17 protein-coding genes and 1 riboswitch are annotated in these 19,860 nt (G+C 72.1%); of the genes, 8 read left to right on the top strand and 9 right to left on the bottom strand.

Features of this window, described 5'->3' with window-relative positions:
• Positions 1-50: 50 nt before the first annotated feature.
• Genes ABH925_RS19645 through ABH925_RS19630 form a run of 4 tightly spaced genes read right to left on the bottom strand, consistent with a single transcriptional unit; the run spans position 51 to position 4,420 of the window.
• A complete protein-coding gene (locus ABH925_RS19645; RefSeq protein WP_370149621.1) occupies positions 51-809 on the bottom strand; it encodes a hypothetical protein in 759 nt (252 codons plus the stop codon).
• On the bottom strand, positions 802-2,013 hold the full coding sequence (locus ABH925_RS19640; protein WP_370149619.1) for an ABC transporter permease: 1,212 nt from the start codon (positions 2,011-2,013) through the stop codon (positions 802-804). The genes ABH925_RS19645 and ABH925_RS19640 overlap by 8 nt, the downstream gene beginning before the upstream one ends.
• Entirely contained in the window at positions 2,010-2,885 is an 876-nt protein-coding gene (locus tag ABH925_RS19635; protein ID WP_370149618.1) for an ABC transporter ATP-binding protein, read from the bottom strand. Before ABH925_RS19635 ends, ABH925_RS19640 begins: the two co-directional genes overlap by 4 nt.
• Entirely contained in the window at positions 2,882-4,420 is a 1,539-nt protein-coding gene (locus tag ABH925_RS19630) for an efflux RND transporter periplasmic adaptor subunit (protein WP_370149616.1), read from the bottom strand. The genes ABH925_RS19635 and ABH925_RS19630 overlap by 4 nt, the downstream gene beginning before the upstream one ends.
• A gap of 215 nt (positions 4,421-4,635) precedes the next feature.
• On the opposite strand from ABH925_RS19630, the gene ABH925_RS19625 reads away from it, so the two are divergent.
• Positions 4,636-5,211, top strand: a complete 576-nt coding sequence (locus ABH925_RS19625) for a hypothetical protein (protein ID WP_370149615.1) — start codon at positions 4,636-4,638, stop codon at positions 5,209-5,211.
• Between the two features lie 126 nt (positions 5,212-5,337).
• Here ABH925_RS19625 and hisC read toward each other — a convergent pair whose 3' ends face one another.
• On the bottom strand, positions 5,338-6,435 hold the full coding sequence (hisC, locus tag ABH925_RS19620; protein ID WP_370149614.1) for a histidinol-phosphate transaminase: 1,098 nt from the start codon (positions 6,433-6,435) through the stop codon (positions 5,338-5,340).
• Positions 6,436-6,709: 274 nt separating this feature from the next.
• Between hisC and ABH925_RS19615 the strand changes: the two genes are divergently transcribed.
• The 3 genes from ABH925_RS19615 to ABH925_RS19605 all read left to right on the top strand — a co-directional run bounded on the left by ABH925_RS19615 (position 6,710) and on the right by ABH925_RS19605 (position 10,473).
• Positions 6,710-7,825, top strand: a complete 1,116-nt coding sequence (locus ABH925_RS19615; RefSeq protein ID WP_370149613.1) for a LacI family DNA-binding transcriptional regulator — start codon at positions 6,710-6,712, stop codon at positions 7,823-7,825.
• 147 nt (positions 7,826-7,972) lie between these two features.
• On the top strand, positions 7,973-9,211 hold the full coding sequence (locus ABH925_RS19610; protein WP_370149611.1) for a metallophosphoesterase: 1,239 nt from the start codon (positions 7,973-7,975) through the stop codon (positions 9,209-9,211).
• A 209-nt stretch (positions 9,212-9,420) separates the two neighbouring features.
• Entirely contained in the window at positions 9,421-10,473 is a 1,053-nt protein-coding gene (locus ABH925_RS19605; protein ID WP_370149609.1) for a hypothetical protein, read from the top strand.
• Positions 10,474-10,572: 99 nt separating this feature from the next.
• Here ABH925_RS19605 and ABH925_RS19600 read toward each other — a convergent pair whose 3' ends face one another.
• A complete protein-coding gene (locus ABH925_RS19600) occupies positions 10,573-11,613 on the bottom strand; it encodes an aspartate-semialdehyde dehydrogenase (protein WP_370149606.1) in 1,041 nt (346 codons plus the stop codon).
• A gap of 350 nt (positions 11,614-11,963) precedes the next feature.
• On the opposite strand from ABH925_RS19600, the gene ABH925_RS19595 reads away from it, so the two are divergent.
• Positions 11,964-12,743, top strand: a complete 780-nt coding sequence (locus ABH925_RS19595; RefSeq protein WP_370149603.1) for a hypothetical protein — start codon at positions 11,964-11,966, stop codon at positions 12,741-12,743.
• A gap of 118 nt (positions 12,744-12,861) precedes the next feature.
• Here the strand turns inward: ABH925_RS19595 and thiC are convergent, their stop codons facing one another.
• A complete protein-coding gene (thiC, locus tag ABH925_RS19590; protein WP_370149601.1) occupies positions 12,862-14,634 on the bottom strand; it encodes a phosphomethylpyrimidine synthase ThiC in 1,773 nt (590 codons plus the stop codon).
• Positions 14,629-14,767, bottom strand: a riboswitch (TPP riboswitch). It overlaps the preceding gene by 6 nt.
• A gap of 115 nt (positions 14,768-14,882) precedes the next feature.
• Between thiC and ABH925_RS19585 the strand changes: the two genes are divergently transcribed.
• Positions 14,883-16,157 carry a YibE/F family protein gene (locus ABH925_RS19585; RefSeq protein ID WP_370149599.1) on the top strand — a complete coding sequence of 425 codons (1,275 nt, stop codon included), beginning with the start codon at positions 14,883-14,885 and terminating at the stop codon, positions 16,155-16,157.
• A 27-nt stretch (positions 16,158-16,184) separates the two neighbouring features.
• On the opposite strand, the gene ABH925_RS19580 is transcribed toward ABH925_RS19585, so the two are convergent.
• Together ABH925_RS19580 and ABH925_RS19575 are read right to left on the bottom strand one after the other, a co-directional pair.
• A complete protein-coding gene (locus tag ABH925_RS19580; RefSeq protein ID WP_370149598.1) occupies positions 16,185-16,988 on the bottom strand; it encodes a hypothetical protein in 804 nt (267 codons plus the stop codon).
• A complete protein-coding gene (locus tag ABH925_RS19575) occupies positions 16,985-17,515 on the bottom strand; it encodes a SigE family RNA polymerase sigma factor (RefSeq protein ID WP_370149813.1) in 531 nt (176 codons plus the stop codon). The genes ABH925_RS19580 and ABH925_RS19575 overlap by 4 nt, the downstream gene beginning before the upstream one ends.
• Before the next feature lie 402 nt (positions 17,516-17,917).
• Between ABH925_RS19575 and ABH925_RS19570 the strand changes: the two genes are divergently transcribed.
• Positions 17,918-18,118 (top strand): hypothetical protein, encoded by a 201-nt coding sequence (locus tag ABH925_RS19570; RefSeq protein WP_370149596.1) that lies wholly within the window; start codon positions 17,918-17,920, stop codon positions 18,116-18,118.
• 207 nt (positions 18,119-18,325) lie between these two features.
• Positions 18,326-19,843, top strand: coding sequence for an SPFH domain-containing protein (locus ABH925_RS19565; protein ID WP_370149594.1), 1,518 nt, complete (start codon positions 18,326-18,328; stop codon positions 19,841-19,843).
• The last annotated feature ends 17 nt before the right edge of the window (positions 19,844-19,860 follow it).

Here is a 19,860-nt window from a genome sequence, read left to right as displayed (position 1 = left end):
CGGGCACCGTACGGCGGGAGTATGAGGACCGGATGAGGACCGGCTGTGAATCAGCCGCCGCTGCTGCCGGCGCCGGAGCCGGAGCCGCCACCCGTGCTGCCGCCGGTGCCACCGCCGCCACCGCCACCGAAGCCGCCTCCGAAGCTGCTGCCGCCCTCGGTGACGGTGGTCGCGGCCACGTCGCCGGAGGCGTCGGTGCTGCCGCGCACCACCACGGTCTGGCCCGGCTGCAGGTCGCCGACCGCGCCGTTCTTGGCGACGCTCACCGTGGTGGAGGAGCCGGTGGTGACCTTGACGATGTTCCCCGAGGTGTCGGTCACGTAGATGGTGCTGCCGTCGACCAGCTTCACCGTGCCGATGGTGGCGCCGCTGCCGGCGCCGCCGGTCGCCCCGCCGCCGGTCCGGCCGGTGCCGGTGCCGCCGCCCCGGGTGAAGCCGCCCGCGCGACCGGAGGCCGAGGCGGCGCTGCCGCCCGAGCCGGTCAGGGTGTTCTTCTCCACGTAGGCCCCGCCGGCGAAGGCCGCGGCGGCCACCACGCCGCCGCACAGCAGCAGCGTCAGCCACGGCAGCTTGCGGCGCGGCGGCGCGGCCAGCTCGGCGGCGATGTCCCGGGAGTCCGGCGGCTCGGCGAGGATCTCCTCGGGCGACAGCTCGGGGCCGGCCAGCAGCTCCAGCTCCTCCGTCTGCGGCTCCTCGCGCAGTCCGGGAACGAACGAGTCCTCGGTCAGCTCGCTGTGGTGTCCGGCCATCGTCGCGGCCCTCTCCTTCTCTGCCTTCAGCCGGTAGTTCGGGTCGGTCTGGTCACTCATGGCGCAGCGCCTCGATCGGCCGCAGACCGGCGGCCCGGCTGGCCGGGTAGCTGCCGAAGAACAGCCCGATGGCGACGGCGATGCCGAACGCCCCGTAGACCGACTCCGGGATCACCACCGGCTTGATGCCGACGATGGTGAAGTGCGCCCCGATCAGCGCGGCGGCCACCCCGAGCCCGCCGCCGACGAGTGACAACAGCGTCGACTCGGCCAGGAACTGGCCCAGGATCACCGACTTGGGCGCGCCGATGGCCTTGCGGATGCCGATCTCCCGGGTCCGCTCGGTGACCGTGACCAGCATGATGTTGGTGATGCCGATCCCGCCGACCAGCAGCGAGATCGCGGCCACCGCACCGAGCAGCACGGTGAAGGTCTGGTTGGTGGAGGTGCGGGTGCTCAGCAGCTGCGTCTGGCTGGAGACCCGGAAGTCCACCGCGGTCGGGCTGGTGATGCCGTGCTGGCCCATCAGGATCGTGGTGATCTCGCTCTGGGCGTTGGTGGTGGCGTCCGCCGAGTTGGCCTCGACCAGGATCTGGTTCAGCGAACCGAAGCCGGTGAAGGCGTTCTGCACGGTCGGCAGCGGCGCGATGATGGTGTCGTCCGGGTCCTGGAAGCCGGTGCCGGAACCCTTGCTGGCCAGCTCGCCGACGATGGTGAACGGGGTGCCGCCGATGGTGACGACCTTGCCGATCGGACTGTCGGTGCCGAACAGGTCGGTGGCCGTGGTGGTGCCGATGACGGCGACCTTGCGGGAGTTCAGCACGTCGTCGTCGCTGAAGTAGTCACCCGAGGTGACCTTGCTGTTGGAGGCCTCGAAGTAGGCCGGGTAGGTGCCGACGATCGAGCTGACGGTGTGCGAGGTGCCCTGGTAGAGCGCCGTCTGCGAGGTGGTGACCTCGGGCGCGACGCCCTTGATGTCCGGGGCCTGGGTCGGGTCGGCCAGCGCACGGGCGTCCGCGACGGTCAGCGGCTTGGTGCTGGTCGCGGTCGAGGTGCTGGAGCCGGCCCCGGAGCTGACGGTGAGGGCGTTGGTGCCCAGCGCGGAGATCGCGTCCTTCACCGCCTGCGAGGAGCCGTTGCCGACCGCGAGCAGCAGGATCACCGCGGCCACGCCGATCAGGATGCCCAGCATGGTCAGCCCGGAGCGGACCTTGTTGGCGGCGAGGCCGCCGAAGGCGAAGCGCAGGGTCTGGAACGGGTTCACCGCGCCGCTCCGATCTGGTTGGCCTTGACGGCGTGCAGGTGCAGGGTGTGCGAGGCGAAGTCGTCCGGGTCGAGCAGCGCGGGCGGCGGACCGTCCACCGGAGCCTGCCGGACGTCCTCGTAGATCTGGCCGTCGACCAGCCGGATCACCCGCTTGGCGTGCCGGGCCACCTCGTCCTCGTGGGTGATCAGGACGACGGTGCGGCCGGCCGCGTTGAGGCGGTCCACGATGGCCAGCACGTCGTCGGTGCTGCGGCTGTCGAGGTTTCCGGTCGGCTCGTCGGCGAGCAGCATCGCCGGGGCGGTGACCAGCGCACGAGCCACGGCGACGCGCTGCTGCTGGCCGCCGGAGAGCTCGTTGGGCCGGTGGTCGGCCCGGTCGGCGAGGCCGACCAGGGTCAGCGCCGCCATCGCCCGGCGGCGCCGCTCGGCCGCCTTCACACCCGCGTAGGCGAGCGGCAGCTCCACCTGGGCGACCGCGGTGGTCCGCGGCACCAGGTTGAAGGACTGGAAGATGAAGCCGATCTTGCGGTTCCGGACCAGCGAGAGCTGGTGCTCGTCCAGGCCGCCGACGTCGATGCCGTCCAGCAGATAGCGGCCGGAGGTCGGCGCGTCCAGGCAGCCCAGGATGTTCATCAGCGTGGACTTGCCGGAGCCGGAGCTGCCCATCACCGCCACGAAGTCGCCCTGGTGGATCGTCAGGTCGACGCCCTGCTCCCGGCCCTGGGCGTCGAAGGGACCGCTCAGGGCGTGCACCGCGGCGTCGCCGTGCCCGTAGGTCTTGACCAGGCGGTGCACCGCGAGGACCGGGATCGGACCGCTCGGCCGCTGGTCGGCGGGCGGCGGCACACTCCGACGGGAGCGAAGCCTCATCCCTTCGCACCCCCGCCGCCGCCACCGAAGCCGCCGGCGCCGGCGCCGCCGCCACCGGTACGGGTCCGTCCGCCGCCGCCGGGGAAGCCGCCGCCGGGGAACCCGCCGCTGCCGCTGCTGGAGACCACCGTGAGCTGGACCTTCTCGCCGGCCGTCACACCGTCGGTGATCTGGACCTCGGTGTCGCCCTGGACGCCCACCGTGACGCTCTGCCGCCTGGTGCTGCCGTCCGGCAGCACCAGGGTCACGCTGCTGGACGACCCGGTGCCGGTGATCGCGGCGGTCGGCACGTAGAGCGCGTTGGACGCCTCGCCGGTGACCACCTGGACGCTGGTGCTGAGGCCGGTCCGCAGGGTCGAGGTGTCGCTGGTGATCGACAGCACCGCGGCGTACTGCACCGCGCTGCTGGAGCTGCCGCTGCCGGAGCTGCTGACCGGCAGCGAGCTGATGGAGAGCAGCTTGGCGTTCAGCACCGTGCTGGTCTGCGCGTTCAGGGTGACCGTCGCGGCCTGGCCGGCCTGCAGCTTCAGCGCGTCGGCCTCGGAGAAGTCCGCGGTCACCTCCATCCCGGTCGGGTTGGTGATCACCACGAAGCCGGTGGGGACGGTGCTGGACGCGGAGGAGCTGCTGCTGGAGCCGCTGCCCGAAGCCGAGCCGCTGCCCGAGCCGCCACCGGATCCGGAGACGGTCTGGCCGACCTTCCCGGCCACCGAGGCGACGGTGCCGCTGACCGGGGCCTTCAGCACGGTGCCGTCCACGGCCCGCTGGGCGGTGGCGACCGCGTTCTGCGCCGAGGTGACCTGCTGCTCGGCGGAGGCCAGCTGGGCCGGGTTGACCGTGGGCGTGGCGCTCGGGGTGGCGGCGGCCTGGACGTAGTCGGCGGGCTGGGCGATGGTGGCGGCCTGGGTACCGTCGGCCGGCTGGGCGACCCGCGGGTGGCGGGACGGGCTGGCCCCGGGCGACGGGGTCGTCCCGGTCGGTGCGGTGGTGGGCTGGGTGGTCGGCTTCCCGGAGGGCTGGCTGCGCGTTGTCGAGGACGCCGCCGGAACGGTGCCACCGGTGCTGCCGCCGCCACTGGTGCCGCCGCCGGAGCCACCGCTGCCGCCGTTGCCACTGCCGGAGTTGCCACCGCCGGAGGACGAGCTCTGCCCGCTCTCCACGTTCGTCAGGTTGGCCTGGGCTGCGGTCAGCGAAGCCTGGGCCGCCGTCAGCGTCTCGTTCGCCGTGGTCGGGTCGACCTTCGCCAGCACCTGGCCGGCCGTCACCTTCTGCCCCGGCGAGACGTCGACCTCGGTGAGCGTGCCGCCGGTGGTGAAGCCGGCACCCGCGTCCGAGGGGGAGAACAGCGAGCCGGAGCCGGACACCGTCGCCAGCACCGTCCCCTGCGCGACGGTCGCGGTCCGCGCCGTGGTCGGGGAACCGCTGCTGCCGTTGTCACTGACCGTCGCGTACGCGACTCCCGCACCGGAGAGCAGCACCAGGCCGAGCACGGAGTTCAACAGGACGGCCCTGCGCCGTCGTGGGAGCGCCTTCATGGAGCACACACTGACCCCGCCCCCCTGCCGATCACTGCGAGAAAACCTCGGGTTCGCTGGGAGTCGATCATCCCGTTCCGGCGGACAAATAAGGACATTGTTCGCCAATCGCCGCTCGCGGGCGTGATTCGCACGGATCGGCGACCGAGGAGTCCCAGCGAGTTCCCAGGTATCCCCCAGGGACCCTCCATCCCTGTGCGCTTCCGTCTACACCTATGACCACCCGACGCTCACGCGGCCTCGCTGCGGCCGGACTGCTCAGCCTCGGCGCGCTGCTGCTGTCCTCCTGCTCCTCCGCGCCCGCCGCCACGACCACCGCCCAGGCCCCGGCCTCCGCGTCGTCCTCGGGCAACGCCCAGATGCAGGCCTACCGGCAGTGCCTCAGCCAGCACGGAGTCACCCTGCCGACCGGCCGCCCCAGCGGACACCGCAGTGGCGCCCCGGGCAACGGCACCCCCGGCGCCCGCCCCAGCGGCGGTTACGGCGGCGGCTACGGCGGCGGGGGCTTCGGCGGCGCCTCGGCGGATCCGGCCACCCAGGCCGCGATGCAGGCCTGCGCCTCGCTGCGGCCCAAGGGCGGCTTCGGCGGCGGCCGCGGCGGCGGCAACCTCAACAGCACGGCCATGGCCGCCTTCTCCAGCTGCATGAAGGACCACGGCATCACCCTGCCGGCCACCGGCGGCCTGCGTGCGCTGAACACCACCGACCCCAAGACCGCCGCGGCCTACGCCATCTGCAAGGCCCTGCTCCCCACCCGCTCCCCCGCCCCCGCCGCCAGCCCCACCGCATAGCGGCAGGGCACGGCAGACCCGGCGGCTGCGCCGGAACGCGGAAGGGCCTCGCACCACCCCAGGTGGTGCGAGGCCCTTCGCGCGTCGCCGCGGGCGCCGGTCGGCGCCCCGCGTGCGTCGCTCCGGTCAGAGCTCCTTGCGGAAGCGCTCGGCCACCGCCAGGAACAGATCGTTGCCCTCGGTCTCGCCGATGGTCACCCGGACGCCCTCGCCCGCGAACGGCCGCACCACGACGCCGGCCGCGTCGCAGGCCGCCGCGAAGTCCATGGTCCGCTCGCCCAGCCGCAGCCAGACGAAGTTGGCCTGCGAGGCCGGCAGCTCCCAGCCCTGGCCGGCCAGCGCGGCCTCCACCCGGTCCCGCTCGGCGACCAGCGCGGCCACCCGCTCCAGCAGCGCGTCCTCCGAGCGCAGCGAGACCACCGCGGCGTCCTGGGCCAGCTGGCTGACGCCGAAGGGCACCGCGGTCTGCCGCAGCGCGGTGGCCACCGGCTCGTGCGCCACCGCGAAGCCGACCCGGAGCCCGGCCAGTCCGTACGCCTTGGAGAAGGTGCGCAGCACGCACACGTTCGGGCGGTCCCGGTAGAGCTCGACGCCGTCCGGCACCTCCGCGTCGCGGACGAACTCGCGGTAGGCCTCGTCCAGCACCACCAGGACATCGGCGGGCACGGCGTCCAGGAAACGCTCCAGCTCGGCGCGGCGGACCACCGTGCCGGTCGGGTTGTTCGGGTTGCAGACGAAGATCAGCCGGGTCCGCTCGGTGACCGCCGCCAGCATCGCGTCCAGGTCGTGCACGTCGCCGTCGGTCAGCGGGACCCGTACCGAGGTCGCCCCGTTCACCTGGGTGATGATCGGGTACGCCTCGAACGAGCGCCAGGCGTAGATCACCTCGTCGCCGGGCCCGGCCGTGGCCTGGATCAGCGACTGGGCGACGCCGACCGAGCCGGTGCCGGTGGCGATGTGCGCCTCGGGCACCCCGAAGCGCTGGGCCAGCTCGGCGATCAGCGCGACCGTGCCCATGTCCGGGTAGCGGTTGAACGAACCGGCCGCGGCCACGGCGGCGTCCAGCACCCCGGGAAGCGGCGGGTAGGGGTTCTCGTTGGACGAGAGCTTGAATGCCGGCCCGCCGTCGGCGCCCTGCGCCGGCTTGCCGGGCTTGTACGCGGGGATGCCGCGGAGTGCCTCGCGCAGGCGCGGGCCCTGCTGCTGCCGTGGGGTCTCGCTCACCGTGGTCGTCCTTCACTTCGCGTAGAGCTCGGTCGAGATCACCATACGAGCCGATCGGCCATATCTCACCCGTGCGAGTGACATGTTCCACCCGTGTGCAGGGAGTGCTTCTTTGGCTACACCACCGGTGCGTGGACGAAACGCAGGCAATCGGCATCAACTGGGCGGCACAGTAAGGGCAAACGAGATAAATGTTCATGGAGAAACGTATCTGCGGAGCTACCACCCAGACCCTGACCTACTGTCGGCATTGAGCCATACGATCGGTGCCGACATGACAGCAGCAGCAGCCAACCAGAGCGGCCGGCGCCCCACCCAGGCACGGCGCATGGAGCGTGCGGGCATCAGGGACGTCGCCGCAGCAGCGGGGGTGTCCATCACCACCGTGTCCGACGCGCTCAACGGCAAGGGCCGCCTCCCCGACGAGACCCGCAGCAAGGTCAGGGAGGTCGCCGAACGCCTCGGGTACCGCCCGTCCGCCGCCGCGCGCACCCTGCGCACCGGGCGCTCCGGCCTGATCGGCCTCACGGTCACCACCTACGGCCAGGAACCTTTCACCTTCACCGAGTTCGCCTACTTCGCGGAGATGGCCCGGGCCGCGACCTCCGCCGCGCTGACCCGCGGCTACGCCCTGGTGGTACTGCCGGCCACCTCCCGCCACGACGTCTGGGGCAATGTCGCCCTGGACGGCACCGTGGTGATCGACCCGTCCGACCACGACCCGATGGTCGCCGAGCTCTACCGGCAGGGCCTGCCGGTGGTCAGCGACGGAAAGCCGGGCAACTGCCCGGTCACCGCCTGGGTCGACAACGACCACGCCGCCGCCGTGATGGGGATCCTGGACCATCTGGCCGAGGCCGGGGCCCGCCGGATCGGCCTGCTCACCGGCACCAGCACCGACACCTACACCCGGCTCAGCACCGAGGCCTACCTCGGCTGGTGCCACCGGGTCGGCCAGGAACCGCTGTACGAGGCCTATCCGGCCCACGACCCCTGCGCCGGCGCGGTGGCCGCCGACCGGCTGCTCGCCCGCCCGGACCGGCCCGACGCCGTGTACGGGCTGTTCGATCCCAACGGGACCGACCTGCTCGCCGCCGCCCGTCGCTACGGGCTGCGCGTCCCGGAGGAACTGCTGCTGGTCTGCTGCAGCGAGAGCGACGTCTACTCGACCACCGAGCCGCCGATCACCACGCTGTCGCTGAAGCCCCAGCGGATCGGCACCACCGTGGTGAACCTGCTGATCGACGCCATCGAGGGGACCGGCACCGCCGTCGGCGGCGACCACCCGACCGGGCAGCTGATGCCCACCGAGCTGATCGTGCGGCGGTCCTCCCAGCGCCGCCCGCCGCGCACCACGGTCAGCCCGCCGCGCGACCCCGGCGAGGACTGACCCTGCCGGAGCACCTGTCGAGCACCATCTGAGCACCTAGGGAAACCCACCCAAACCACCACGATCCAGCCGCCCAGAGGCCCGCCCCAGCGGATTGATCCGCCCCAGGTGCCCACGCCGCGAAGAGCATCTTCCTATGATGGGCGAATGACAGGTGGACCCTTGTACGCCCGGCCTGACCTGCCGGACCCAGGCCCCGGTACGCCTGAGGACCCCCACGGGGCGATCATCCAGGACGACGGGTCCACTTCGTACGACTTCTTCGCCCCGCCGCCGCGCGCCACGGGGGCCGCTGCGGCCGTCCCCACAGCCGTCCCCACGGCGGCACCCGGAGCGGCGGTCTTCGGCCATGCCGGGCCGCCGCCCGCACCTGCCGTTCCGCCCGCGCCGGCCGCGCCGCTGGGCGGTCCGCCGGCAGCGCCCGGGAGTCCGAACCGCTTTCCCGACCCCTACCCGCACGGAGCGGCTCCGGCCGGTCCGCCGAGCCGGGCGGCCGGCCCCCCGGCCGCCCGCCCGCACACCCCCCCGGACCCCCGGCCGACCGGCCATGAGGCCGGGGCCGACCAGGACGACAGCCCGCTCTTCGTCGTCGGCGACGTCCACGGCTACCTGCAGGAACTGCTGGACGGCCTGCACACCGAGGGCATCATCGACGCCGAGGGCCGCTGGTGCGCCGGCCGGGCCCGGATCTGGTTCCTCGGCGACTTCACCGACCGGGGCCCGGACGGCATCGGCGTGATCGACCTGGTGATGCGGCTGGCCGCCGAGGCCGCCGCGTCGGGCGGCTACTGCCGGGCGCTGATGGGCAATCATGAACTGCTGCTGCTCGGCGCGGACCGCTTCGGCGACGAGTCGGTCCAGTCCAGCGCCGGCACCGCCTCCTTCCTCGCGGCCTGGCGGCTGAACGGCGGCCAGCCCTCCGACATGGAGCGGCTGGAGGACCACCATGTCGCCTGGCTCAGCCGGCTGCCGGCCATGGCCATCGAGGACGGTCATCTCCTGATCCACTCCGACACCACCGCCTACCTGGAGTACGGCGACTCGGTGGACGCGGTCAACGACGCGATCCACGGGGTGCTGCAGCGCGGCGAGGGCGACGAGTGGTGGGACTGCTTCCGCCGGATGACCAAGCGCTTCGCCTTCCGCGGCGACAGCGGCCCGGTCGCCGCGCACGAACTCCTCGACGCCTACGGCGGCCACCGCGTGGTGCACGGGCACAGCCCCATCCCGTACCTGCTCGGCGAGACCGGGACCGAGGACGGCCGCCCGGCCCACCAGGTCAGCGGCCCGCACGTGTACGCGGACGAGCTGGCCGTGGCGATGGACGGCGGCGTCACCCTCGAAGGCGAGGGCCGACTGCTGATCGCCCGGCTGCCGCTGGCCTGACCCGACGTCATCATCGCCGCTGGCATGTGCCGGAGGCACCAGGGGCCCCAAAGCACGCAGAAACCACAGAAAACCGAAAACCGACTGTCACCGCGTCAGAGCCGACCCCTACCATCGAGATATCCGCCAAGGCCCGCGACCCGACGCACTCCGTCCACCCCGAGCACGGGCCGGCCACGGAGCAGACGGGGGATGTATAGGTGGAAACCATGGACAGCGCTCCTTACCTGCACGCCGAGGACAAGCTCGACTACGAACGCATCGTGGAGGAGCTGCTCCACAACGAGCAGGTCCGCGCCGCCCTGCGCCGCACGCCCGGCGGCCTCAACGCCGAGCAGCTGCACACCCGGGCGATGACCGACCTGGCCAGCGTCTCCGCCGTGGCCGCCTCGGAGTACACCTACTTCGTGGAGCTGCGCGAACAGGCCCGCCGCAGTATGCCGGTCCCCGACTGGGAACGCGTGGGCGGCGACGACCCGGCTCAGTGGCAGGGGCCCGACAACCCGCTGGCCGCAGCCGAACGCGCCGGCTGGGTGCCGCTGATCGCGGTGCTGCTGCCGATCCTGTCCGGCCTCAGCGCCCTGGTCCTGCTGCTCCTCGGCTACAGCTTCCGCGCCGACGGGATGTCGCTGGGACAGCAGCTGGTCACCGCCGGGCTGGTCGCCGCCGTGGTCTGCGCGGCCTCCATCGCCGCGGACATCATCGGACTGCTGCTCACCGCCGCCCGGGACGCCTCGACACCGCCCGAGGGCCGCAACCCCGAGCTCTACGCGGAGCTCGCCACAGCCAGGGAGACCTGGCACAGCGCGCTCCGCGACCGCGCGCTGCTGCCCTACCTGCTGGCCCAGTTGGGTACCACGCCGCGTGCGTCGGCGCCCAGGCCGACGGGGGTGAGCCTGGTCCGGCAGCGGCCCCGGCTGGGCTTCACCAGCCCGGGGTTCACCAGCCCGGGCGCGGAACGGATCACCAACGACAAGGGGCAGGACACCGAACCGGACGAGGAGGGCGAACCGCACTTCAGCAGCCCGGGCTTCACCAGCCCGGGGCCGGAGCGGATCACCGACGAGCGCGGCGAGGAGGTGAAGCCCACCGAGGAGAGTGAGCCCCAGTTCACCAGTCCGGGCTTCACCAGCCCGGGCTACGACTCGCCGGGCCCGATCGAACCCCGGACCGGCGCCGGCCGCAACGGCACCGCGACGGTACCGACCCGGCGCTCCCGCTTCCTCCCCAACTCCGACGACCCGGACGCCGAGGAGACCTGACCCCGAAGCCGCGGAGCCGGCAGCGGGCCGGGCCCGCGACGGCGCCGGGCCCGCCCGACGTACCGCCGTCGCGGGCCCGGCGGTACGTCAGACGGCGCGTCAGGCGGTGCGCGCCGCCGTCAGCTCCGCCGCGACCAGCTCCGCGATCTGCACCGCGTTCAGCGCCGCGCCCTTGCGCAGGTTGTCGTTGGAGACGAAGAGCGACAGCCCGTGCTCCACGGTCTCGTCGGCGCGGATCCGGCCGACGTAGGACGGGTCCTGGCCGGCCGCCTGCAGCGGGGTCGGGATCTCGGACAGCTCGACACCGGGCGCGTCCGCGAGCAGCTCGCGGGCCCGCTCGGGGCTGACCGGCCGTGCGAAACGGGCGTTGATCTGCAGCGAGTGGCCGCTGAACACGGGCACCCGGACGCAGGTGCCGGAGACCTTCAGCTCCGGGATCTCCAGGATCTTCCGGCTCTCGTTGCGGAGCTTCTGCTCCTCGTCGGTCTCGTTGCGGCCGTCGTCGACGATGGACCCCGCGAGCGGCAGCACGTTGAACGCGATCGGCGCCACGTACTGCTGCGGCTCGGGGAACTCGACCGCGGCACCGTCGTGGGTGAGCGCCGAGGCCTTGGCGCCGACGGCGTCGACCTGGCCCTGCAGCTCGGCGACCCCGTTCAGGCCGCTCCCGGACACCGCCTGGTAGGTGGCCACCACCAGGGCCACCAGCCCGGCCTCCTCGTGCAGCGGGCGCAGCACCGGCATGGCCGCCATGGTGGTGCAGTTCGGGTTGGCGATGATGCCGCGCGGGCGGTCGGCGATCGCGTGCGGGTTCACCTCGGAGACGACCAGCGGCACCTGCGGGTCCATCCGCCAGCCGGAGGAGTTGTCGATCACCACGGCCCCGGCGGCGGCGACCTTGGACGCCAGCGCCAGCGAGGCCGTCTTACCGGCCGAGAAGAGCACGATGTCCAGGCCGGAGTAGTCGGCCGTGTCGGCGTCCTCGACCGTGACCACGCCGTCCTTCCACGGCAGCTCCCGACCGGCGGAGCGGGCCGAGGCGAACAGCCGCAGCTCCGTCACCGGGAAGTCCCGCTCGTCGAGAATCCGGCGCATGACGCCGCCGACCTGACCCGTGGCACCCACAATTCCAATCTTCATGCCCCCAGAGTAGGCGGCCCCACCCCTTCCTTCGCCCGAATATCCGCTGGTCGGACACCCGCCCGCAGAGCCGGTCCGCAAGACCTTCGCCGTCCGCACAGACTCTCGGGAAATCCTTCGGAAGGCGTAACCGTACGACGATCGGATCGTTGCCCAGAGTGCGCACGAGCACTTTGGGTGAGATGACGCGGCGAGTGGTGACTGTGAGAGTTGGCCGATTCGGTTCGGCCCATGGGATGAGTGGACGACGGCGACTCGTGCCCTTGACCGTCCGGGTGGGACGGCGCTGAGCCCCGGCCTGGGGGCACCCCAGTCATTTCCCCGACTCAAGCGAAAGGGGAGGCACACCCATGCCACCCGAGATCGCCCTGCTGGAGTCGCGCGCCCTGCGCGACAGCGTCAGCACCCGCACCGAGGCCCTCGACAAGGTCAAGGTCCTCGTCATGCTCCCGGACGACCTGCACGTCACCACGAAGATGGTCGCCGACTACTTCGAGGTGACCGAGAACACGATCTACTGCCTCTGCACCGACCACCGCGACGAGTTGAACTCCAACGGATACCGCGTGCTCACCGGTCAGGAACTGACTGTCTTCAAGACAGTCTGTGGGATCCGGTCGTCGAGGAGCAGGTCAGCGGCCCTATTCCCGCGCCGAGCCGTCCTCAACGTCGCGATGCTGCTGCGCGACAGCGAGGTCGCCCGCAGGGTCCGCGGCTACCTCCTCGACGCCGAGGCGTCGCGGCGCGAGCCCGCGTTCCCGCCCCCTCCGCCGGTGCAGCGGAGGCTCGGACCGGGGCCGTGCTGGGACGAGTACGAGTACCTCCGGACCCACCCGGAGGCGCCCGTCCCCGAGCAGTACTTCTGGTCCGGGCCCGACCCTGACCAGGGACGATGGATGGACTGGTCCGCCTGGGCCGAGTCCGTCGACCAGCGGCTGCACGCCAACAGCCGGATCATCGGCGCGATGAGCGAGCAGCTCTGCGGCGTCAGCGAGGACGTCCGCGAGCTGCGTGGCGACATGTCGGCCATGCGCTCGGACATGTCCGAGCTGCGCCAGGGCATGGCCCAACTGCTCCCGGGCTTCGGCCTCGGGAGGATCCCGGCCCAGCGCCGCCGCAAGCGCCACTGAGTCGGTTGTCCACAGGCCCTGTCCACACTGAAGGGCCTGTGGACAACCACCGGCAAGTCCCACGACAGCGCCCGGGGCTCCCCTCCAGCCCCGGGCGCTGTTCGTTACCTGCCGCCGGTCAGTTGGCCAGGGGCAGGTAGACCCGGTTGCCCTGGGCGGCGAACTCCTCGGACTTGGCCTTCATCCCCGCCTCGGGGTCGAGCTCCGCGCCGAACTCGTCGCGGATGTTCTGTGAGATCTTCATGCTGCAGAATTTCGGGCCGCACATGGAGCAGAAGTGCGCGGTCTTGGCCGGCTCGGCCGGGAGGGTCTCGTCGTGGAAGTCGCGGGCCGTCTCCGGGTCGAGGGCCAGGTTGAACTGGTCCTCCCAGCGGAACTCGAAGCGGGCGTCGGACAGCGCGTCGTCCCAGTCCTGGGCGCTGGGATGGCCCTTGGCGAGGTCGGCCGCGTGGGCGGCGATCTTGTAGGTGATCACGCCGGTCTTGACGTCGTCGCGGTTGGGCAGGCCCAGGTGCTCCTTGGGGGTGACGTAGCAGAGCATCGCCGTCCCCCACCAGGCGATCATCGCGGCGCCGATGCCCGAGGTGATGTGGTCGTAGCCGGGGGCGACGTCCGTGGTCAGCGGGCCGAGGGTGTAGAACGGGGCCTCGTCGCAGATCTCCTTCTGCAGGTCCATGTTCTCCTTGATCTTGTGCATCGGGACGTGTCCCGGGCCCTCGATCATCACCTGGACGTCCCGGGACCGGGCGATCCGGCCCAGCTCGCCGAGCGTGGTCAGCTCCGCGAACTGCGCCTCGTCGTTGGCGTCCGCGATGGAGCCCGGGCGCAGCCCGTCGCCCAGCGAGTACGTCACGTCGTAGCCGCGCAGGATGTCGCAGAGTTCCTCGAAGTTGGTGTAGAGGAAGTTCTCCTGATGGTGTGCCAGACACCATGCCGCCATGATCGAGCCGCCGCGCGAGACGATTCCGGTCTTCCGCCGGGCCGTCATCGGGACGTAGCGGAGCAGCACGCCCGCGTGCACGGTCATGTAGTCGACGCCCTGCTCGCACTGCTCGATGACGGTGTCGCGGTAGACCTCCCAGGAGAGCTCCTCAGCCCTGCCGTCCACCTTCTCCAGGGCCTGGTAGAGCGGCACGGTGCCGATCGGGACCGGGGAGTTGCGCAGGATCCACTCGCGGGTGGTGTGGATGTTGCGGCCGGTGGAGAGGTCCATGACGGTGTCGGCACCCCAGCGGGTGGCCCAGGACATCTTCTCCACCTCCTCCTCGATCGAGGAGGTGACCGCCGAGTTGCCGATGTTGGCGTTGATCTTCACCAGGAAGCGGCTGCCGATCAGCATCGGCTCGGCCTCCGGGTGGTTCACGTTCACCGGGAGCACGGCCCGGCCCGCCGCGATCTCCGCGCGAACGGTCTCCGGGTCCATCCCCTCCCGCAGCGCCGCGAACTCCATTTCCGCGGTGACGGTCCCGCGCCGCGCGTACGCGAGCTGGGTCACCGCCGCACCGTCGCGGCCCCGGCGGGGGCGACGCGGGCGGCCGGGGAAGACGGCGTCGAGGTTGGCCAGTCCGCCGCGCGGTGAGGTGTGCTTGAGACCGTCGTCCTCGGGGCGGGCCTCGCGGCCGTGGTACTCCTCGATGTCGCCGCGTTGACTGATCCAGCTGTCCCGCAGCGGCGGGAGGCCGCGTCGGACGTCGGCCTCGTACGCCGGATCGGTGTACGGGCCGGAGGTGTCGTACAGCGGGACCGTGCGGCCGTTGCTCAGCTGCACCTCGCGGTACGGGACGCGCAGGTCGGGGCGGGAGCCCGTGCGGTACGCCTTGCGCCAGGCCGGGGTCGGGTACCCGGTGCCGGTGCTGGAGGCAGAGTTCTGCTGTGCGTCGTGCTTGGTCATGAGACCCACTTCTCCCTACGCCGGCATTACCCGGTCAGGTTCGTGCGGTCGGCGCAAGCAGCTGCCGTACAACTCCGTGTACGGCGGTCAGCGCCCTCTCAGCCCGGTGCTCCGAGCTCCCGCGTCTGCAATCGAGATGTCGACACCGTAGCGACCCCGGGCCGCCCTTGGCCAGTGGGGCTTCTCAGCCACCGGACAGGCCGGTCCGGTACGGTTCACTGCGCGCGTACCGGAAGGACCCCCCTCCCGTGGCTGAGACCAGCACCCCCCACTCGGACCAGCACCACGGTCATGGCCACAGCCACGACCACGGTCCGGCGACCCCGGCCTCCCGGCGGCTGCGCCGGATCATCGCGGCCGTGCTGGTGCCCTTCGCCGTCGCCGTGGTGGCCGGAATGGCGCTGCTGTGGCCGGGCCCGCTGCCCGCGCACGCCTCCACCGGGATCGGCTTCGACCAGCCGACGGCGAGCGGCACGGTCACCGCGACGAAGTCCGCGCCCTGCGACGCCGGCGGCACCGCGACCGGCACCGCCGCCCAGAACGCCTGCACCCTGGTGACCGTGCAGGTCACCAGCGGCAAGGACAGCGGAAGGACTGTCACCCAGACGCTCACCCCGGACCAGACGGCGGTCTACAGCGCGGGTGAGAAGGTCATCCTGGACTACTCGCCGAACGCGCCCCCCGAGCTGCAGTACTCCATCGGCGACGCCGACCGCACCCTGCCGCTGGAGATCCTCGCGGCAGTCTTCGCCGTCGCCGTGGTGCTGGTCGGCCGGCTGCGCGGGCTGGCCGCGCTGGTCGCCCTGGCGATCAGTTTCGCGGTGCTGTCGCTGTTCGTGCTGCCGGCCATCCTCAAGGGTGAGGACCCGCTGACGGTGGCCTGCGTCGGCGGCGGCGCGATCATGCTGCTGGCGCTCTACCTCTGCCACGGGCTGTCCGCCCGCACCTCGGTGGCGGTGATCGGCACGCTGGCCTCGCTGGCGCTGATCGGCGTCCTCGGCGAGGTCTTCATCGGGCTCACCCATCTGACCGGCAACACCTCCGACGAAACCGCGCTGGTCCACTCGCTCTACGCCGGGATCAAACTCCCCGGCCTGCTGCTGGCCGGTGTGATCATCGGCTCGCTCGGAGTGCTCAACGACGTGACGGTCACCCAGGCCTCCTCGGTCTGGGAGCTGCGCGCCGCCGACCCCACCATGGGTGCCCGGGCGCTGTACCGGGCCGGCATCAGGATCGGCCGGGACCACATCGCCTCGACGGTCAACACCCTGGTGATGGCCTACGCGGGCGCGGCACTGCCGTTGATGCTGCTCTTCTCGATCTCCAACAAGGGCGTGTGGACCGTCGCCACCAGCGAGATCGTCGCCGAGGAGGTGGTGCGCACCCTGGTCGGCAGCATCGGCCTGATCGCCTCGGTGCCGCTGACCACGGCCCTGGCCGCGCTGGTCGCCGCGAGGGACGGCCGGAAGCCCGGCCCAGGCGGCGACGCCGTCCCCCCGCAACGCCGCCGTCACCGCCGCTGACCCCGGCGATCAGCGGCTGCGCGGTCCTCAGCTTCGCGCCAGCACCACGTCGTCGGCGCCGTACACGACGATGGTGACGTCGTTCCGCAGCAGTTGCGGGGGTGTCCGCAGGTCGGGCGGGCCCCAGCCGAAGCCGATGGCATAGCCCTGGTTTCCGCTCAGGGTCGCGACCCGCAGCTCGTAGGTCTTCCCGGTCGAGCCCACCGTCGCGGTCATCCGTACCGGCCTGCCGCTGCCGATGTAGAGCGGGCGGTACAGCGTCCCGGTCGTGTCCCCGGTCTTCTGCAGACTGACCGAACCCTGCTGCTGATTCCCGTCCACCACGCTCTTGCAGCTGCCGTAGGCACCGTGCTGGTCCCCGTCGCACACGCCGGTAGCCGTCAACTGCGACCACAGGCCATGGCCGTAGTCCAGCCGCTGCCCCGGCCTCAGTACGATCACCGGCAGCACGGCCCCAGTCGGCGTGGGCGTGGGCGTGGGAGTCGCGCGGTGCGCCGGCGCCGATGCCGCCGGCGCCACCCGTACAGGTCCGGCGCCCCGCGCCCCGGTCAGCACCGACCCGCCGAAGGCCGCCACGGCCAGCAGCGGCAGCCCGACCCCCAGCGCCACCATGGCCCTGCGCCGCCTGCGCTGTCGCTGGATCCGCAGCCGCAGCGGACCGGTCTGCGCGGACCAGTCGGACGGCGCGACCGCCGCCGCCGTGTGCTGCAGCGCGCGCCTCAGCACGCCCTCACCGTCGGCACCGCCACCGTCATCGCCCCCGCCGTCCCGGTCGTGCGCGCCGTTCACGTCGCGCACGCCGTCTCCGTATCCGGCGAAACCGTCGCTCATCGCTCCTCCCTCCTTCCTCGCGCCACCGTGGCCGGGATCGCGTACTCGGCGAGAGCCGGATGCTCCCGCAGCTTCCGAATCCCCCTGCTGGCCTGGGACTTCACATTCCCGGGCGAGCATCCGAGGGCCTCGGCCACCTGCTGTTCGCTCAGGTCCTCCCAGTAGCGCAGCACCACGGCAGCGCGCTGCCTGGGCGGCAGCGTCGCCAGTGCCTGGAGCAGCGTCGAGCGCTCCTCGACCTGGACCAGGTCGGAGCGGTGCTCAGCCTTGTCCGGGAGCATGGGCGTCAGCAACTGCCGTACCCGGCGCCGCCGGTAGCGGCCCAGGTTGTTGTTGACCAGGGACCGGTGCACATAGGCGTCCGGGGAGTCCAGGCGCCGCACCCGGGACCAGACCGGGTACAGCTTGGCCAGCGTGGCCTGGACCAGGTCCTCGGCCTCGTGGTGATCCCCCGTCAGCAGATACGCGGTGCGCACCAGTCGGCCCCAGCGCGCGGCCGCGAACGACTCGAAGTCCAGGTCCCCCACCTGGGTCTGCCCCACCTGCGTGCTCCTCGCGCTCTCGATGCGTTCACCCCGCCCGGCCCGGACCGCCGGCTCTCCGACCAGGTCGAGCGACAGTGCGTCAGAGCCTGGCAAGGACCGTACCGCCGGCTCCGTGGACGGTCACCGTCACATGGTTCCGCAGCGGTTGCGGGGGATCCGTCACCCGGACCCCGACCACCGGCCGCAGCCGTCGTCCAAGAAGTGCCCTCCCCCGTGATCTCCTGCTCATGGTCCCGTCCCTCTCCCTCGCCGCCCTCGACACGTCCCGCCCTACACACCGCAGTGGCGGCGGGGAGGTTGCACGGGAGTAGGGTCCGCTCCGGCCGGGGAGATCCACCAGGACGATCCGGATGACACCGGTGGCAGGGAAGCGGGGGCGCGACGATGGTCGGCAGGCAGGGACGGGTCACCGGAACGGTGGGGCCGGGACTGGTCGGCGAGGTGGTGATCGCGGTGCGCGGCGGCGCGGAGGCGTTCCTGGCCCACCCGGCTGTTCCGGGGGAGCGGATCCCGGTGGGGTCCGTGGTCGTCGTGCAGGAGTACCACCCGCCGCGGACGGTCTATGTGGCGCAGTTGCTGTCCTGAGCCACGGCAGCCCTCCTGAGCCACCTTTCGCCACTCCCGTTCCAGCGCCGCCACGGTGGCGTCCACCAACCCCCGGCAAAGACGGCCACCCCGCCTTCCCCCCGCCGGAGGAGTGGGTGCACACTGCCGTTCGGTCACCGTTGGCCCGCGCAACCCTGCACAATCGCGCAGCCACGGGCTCGGTGACGCAGAAGGGGGAATGTGCCGATGTTCATCGGCGTAGTGGCAGGGGCGGTCGTCGTCGCCCTGATCATCCTGGTCGTCCTGTTCAAGATGATGTGGCGGGTGGCCGAGCCCAACGAGGCGCTCGTGATCTCCGGCTCCAAGCACAAGACCGCGGGCGTGGACGACGGGATGGGCTTCCGGATCGTCACCGGACGCGGAACCCTGGTCACCCCGGGCCTGCAGGTGGTCCGCCGGCTGTCGCTCGACCTCAACGAGGCCGACCTGGACGTGGAGTGCGTGACCAGCCAGGGCATCCCGGTCCGGGTCCGCGGCGTGGTGATCTTCAAGGTCGGCGACGACCATGTGTCGATCGCCAACGCGGCCCGCCGGTTCCTGGACCAGCAGAAGGCCATGGGCAGCCGGGTGCACAACGTGTTCGCCGGTCATCTGCGGTCCATCGTCGGCGGGTTGACCGTCGAGAACATGATCCGCGACCGCGAGCGCCTCACCGGCGAGACCCGCGCGGCCTCGGGCACCGAGATGGAGAAGCTGGGTCTGATCATCGACTCGCTGCAGATCCAGGAGATCCTCGACCCCACCGGCTACATCAAGAACCTGGCCGCCCCGCATGCCGCGGCGGTGCACCGGGACGCCCGGATCGCGCAGGCCGAGGCCGATCGCGCCGCCACCCAGGCGGAGCAGGAGGCCAACGCCCGCAAGGCCGAGTCCACCCGCAACAGCGAGATCCTGCAGGCGGGTTACCGCGCCGAGATGGAGAAGGCCGCGGCCTCCTCCCGGCAGGCCGGGCCGCTGGCGGAGGCCGCCGCCAAGCAGGAGGTCGTGGTCCAGGAGACCAGGGTCGCCGAGCTGGAGGCGCAGCGTCGCGAGCAGCAGCTGCAGATCGACGTGCGCAAGCCGGCCGACGCCGCCGCCTACCAGACCCGCACGGTGGCCGAGGCCGAGCGTGACGCGCGGATCTCCGCCGCCCAAGCGCAGGCGCAGGAGACCGAGCTGCGGGCCGCCGCCGAGGCGACCCGGGTGAAGACGGCGGCGCTGGCCGATGCCGAGGCGACGAAGGCGCATGCGCTGGCGTCCGCCGAGGCGACCCGGGCCGCCGGTGAGGCCGAGGCCGCCGCCGCGAAGGCACGGGGCCTGGCGCAGGCCGAGGCGGTCAAGGCGCAGGGGCTGGCCGAGGCCGAGTCGGCCAGGGCCCTGGGTCTGGCCGAGGCCGAGGCCATCCAGGCACGCGCGGCCGCCCTGGCGGAGAACCAGGAAGCGGTCGTGGCTCAGCAACTGGCCGAGAACTGGCCGGAGATCGTCAGGGCGGGCGCGTCGGCGTTCGGCAACGTGGAGCACATGGTGCTGCTCAACGGGGCCGAGGGCATGGGCGAGATGTTCGCCAAGGCGCTGACCATGGGCGGTACCGGCCTGGGGCTGGCCCGGCAGTTGCTGGGGCAGATGAAGGAGCAGCCGGCGCACGAGTCGGTCTCGCCGAACGGCCGGCCGAGGGCGGAGCAGATCCCGGTGCACTCGGACGCCGCCGACGACGGCCACAGCTGACCACTGGTCGGTGGACA

This window comes from Streptacidiphilus sp. EB129 (assembly GCF_041262645.1).
GTDB lineage: Bacteria > Actinomycetota > Actinomycetes > Streptomycetales > Streptomycetaceae > Streptacidiphilus.
This window is presented reverse-complemented; position numbering and strand designations above follow the sequence as displayed.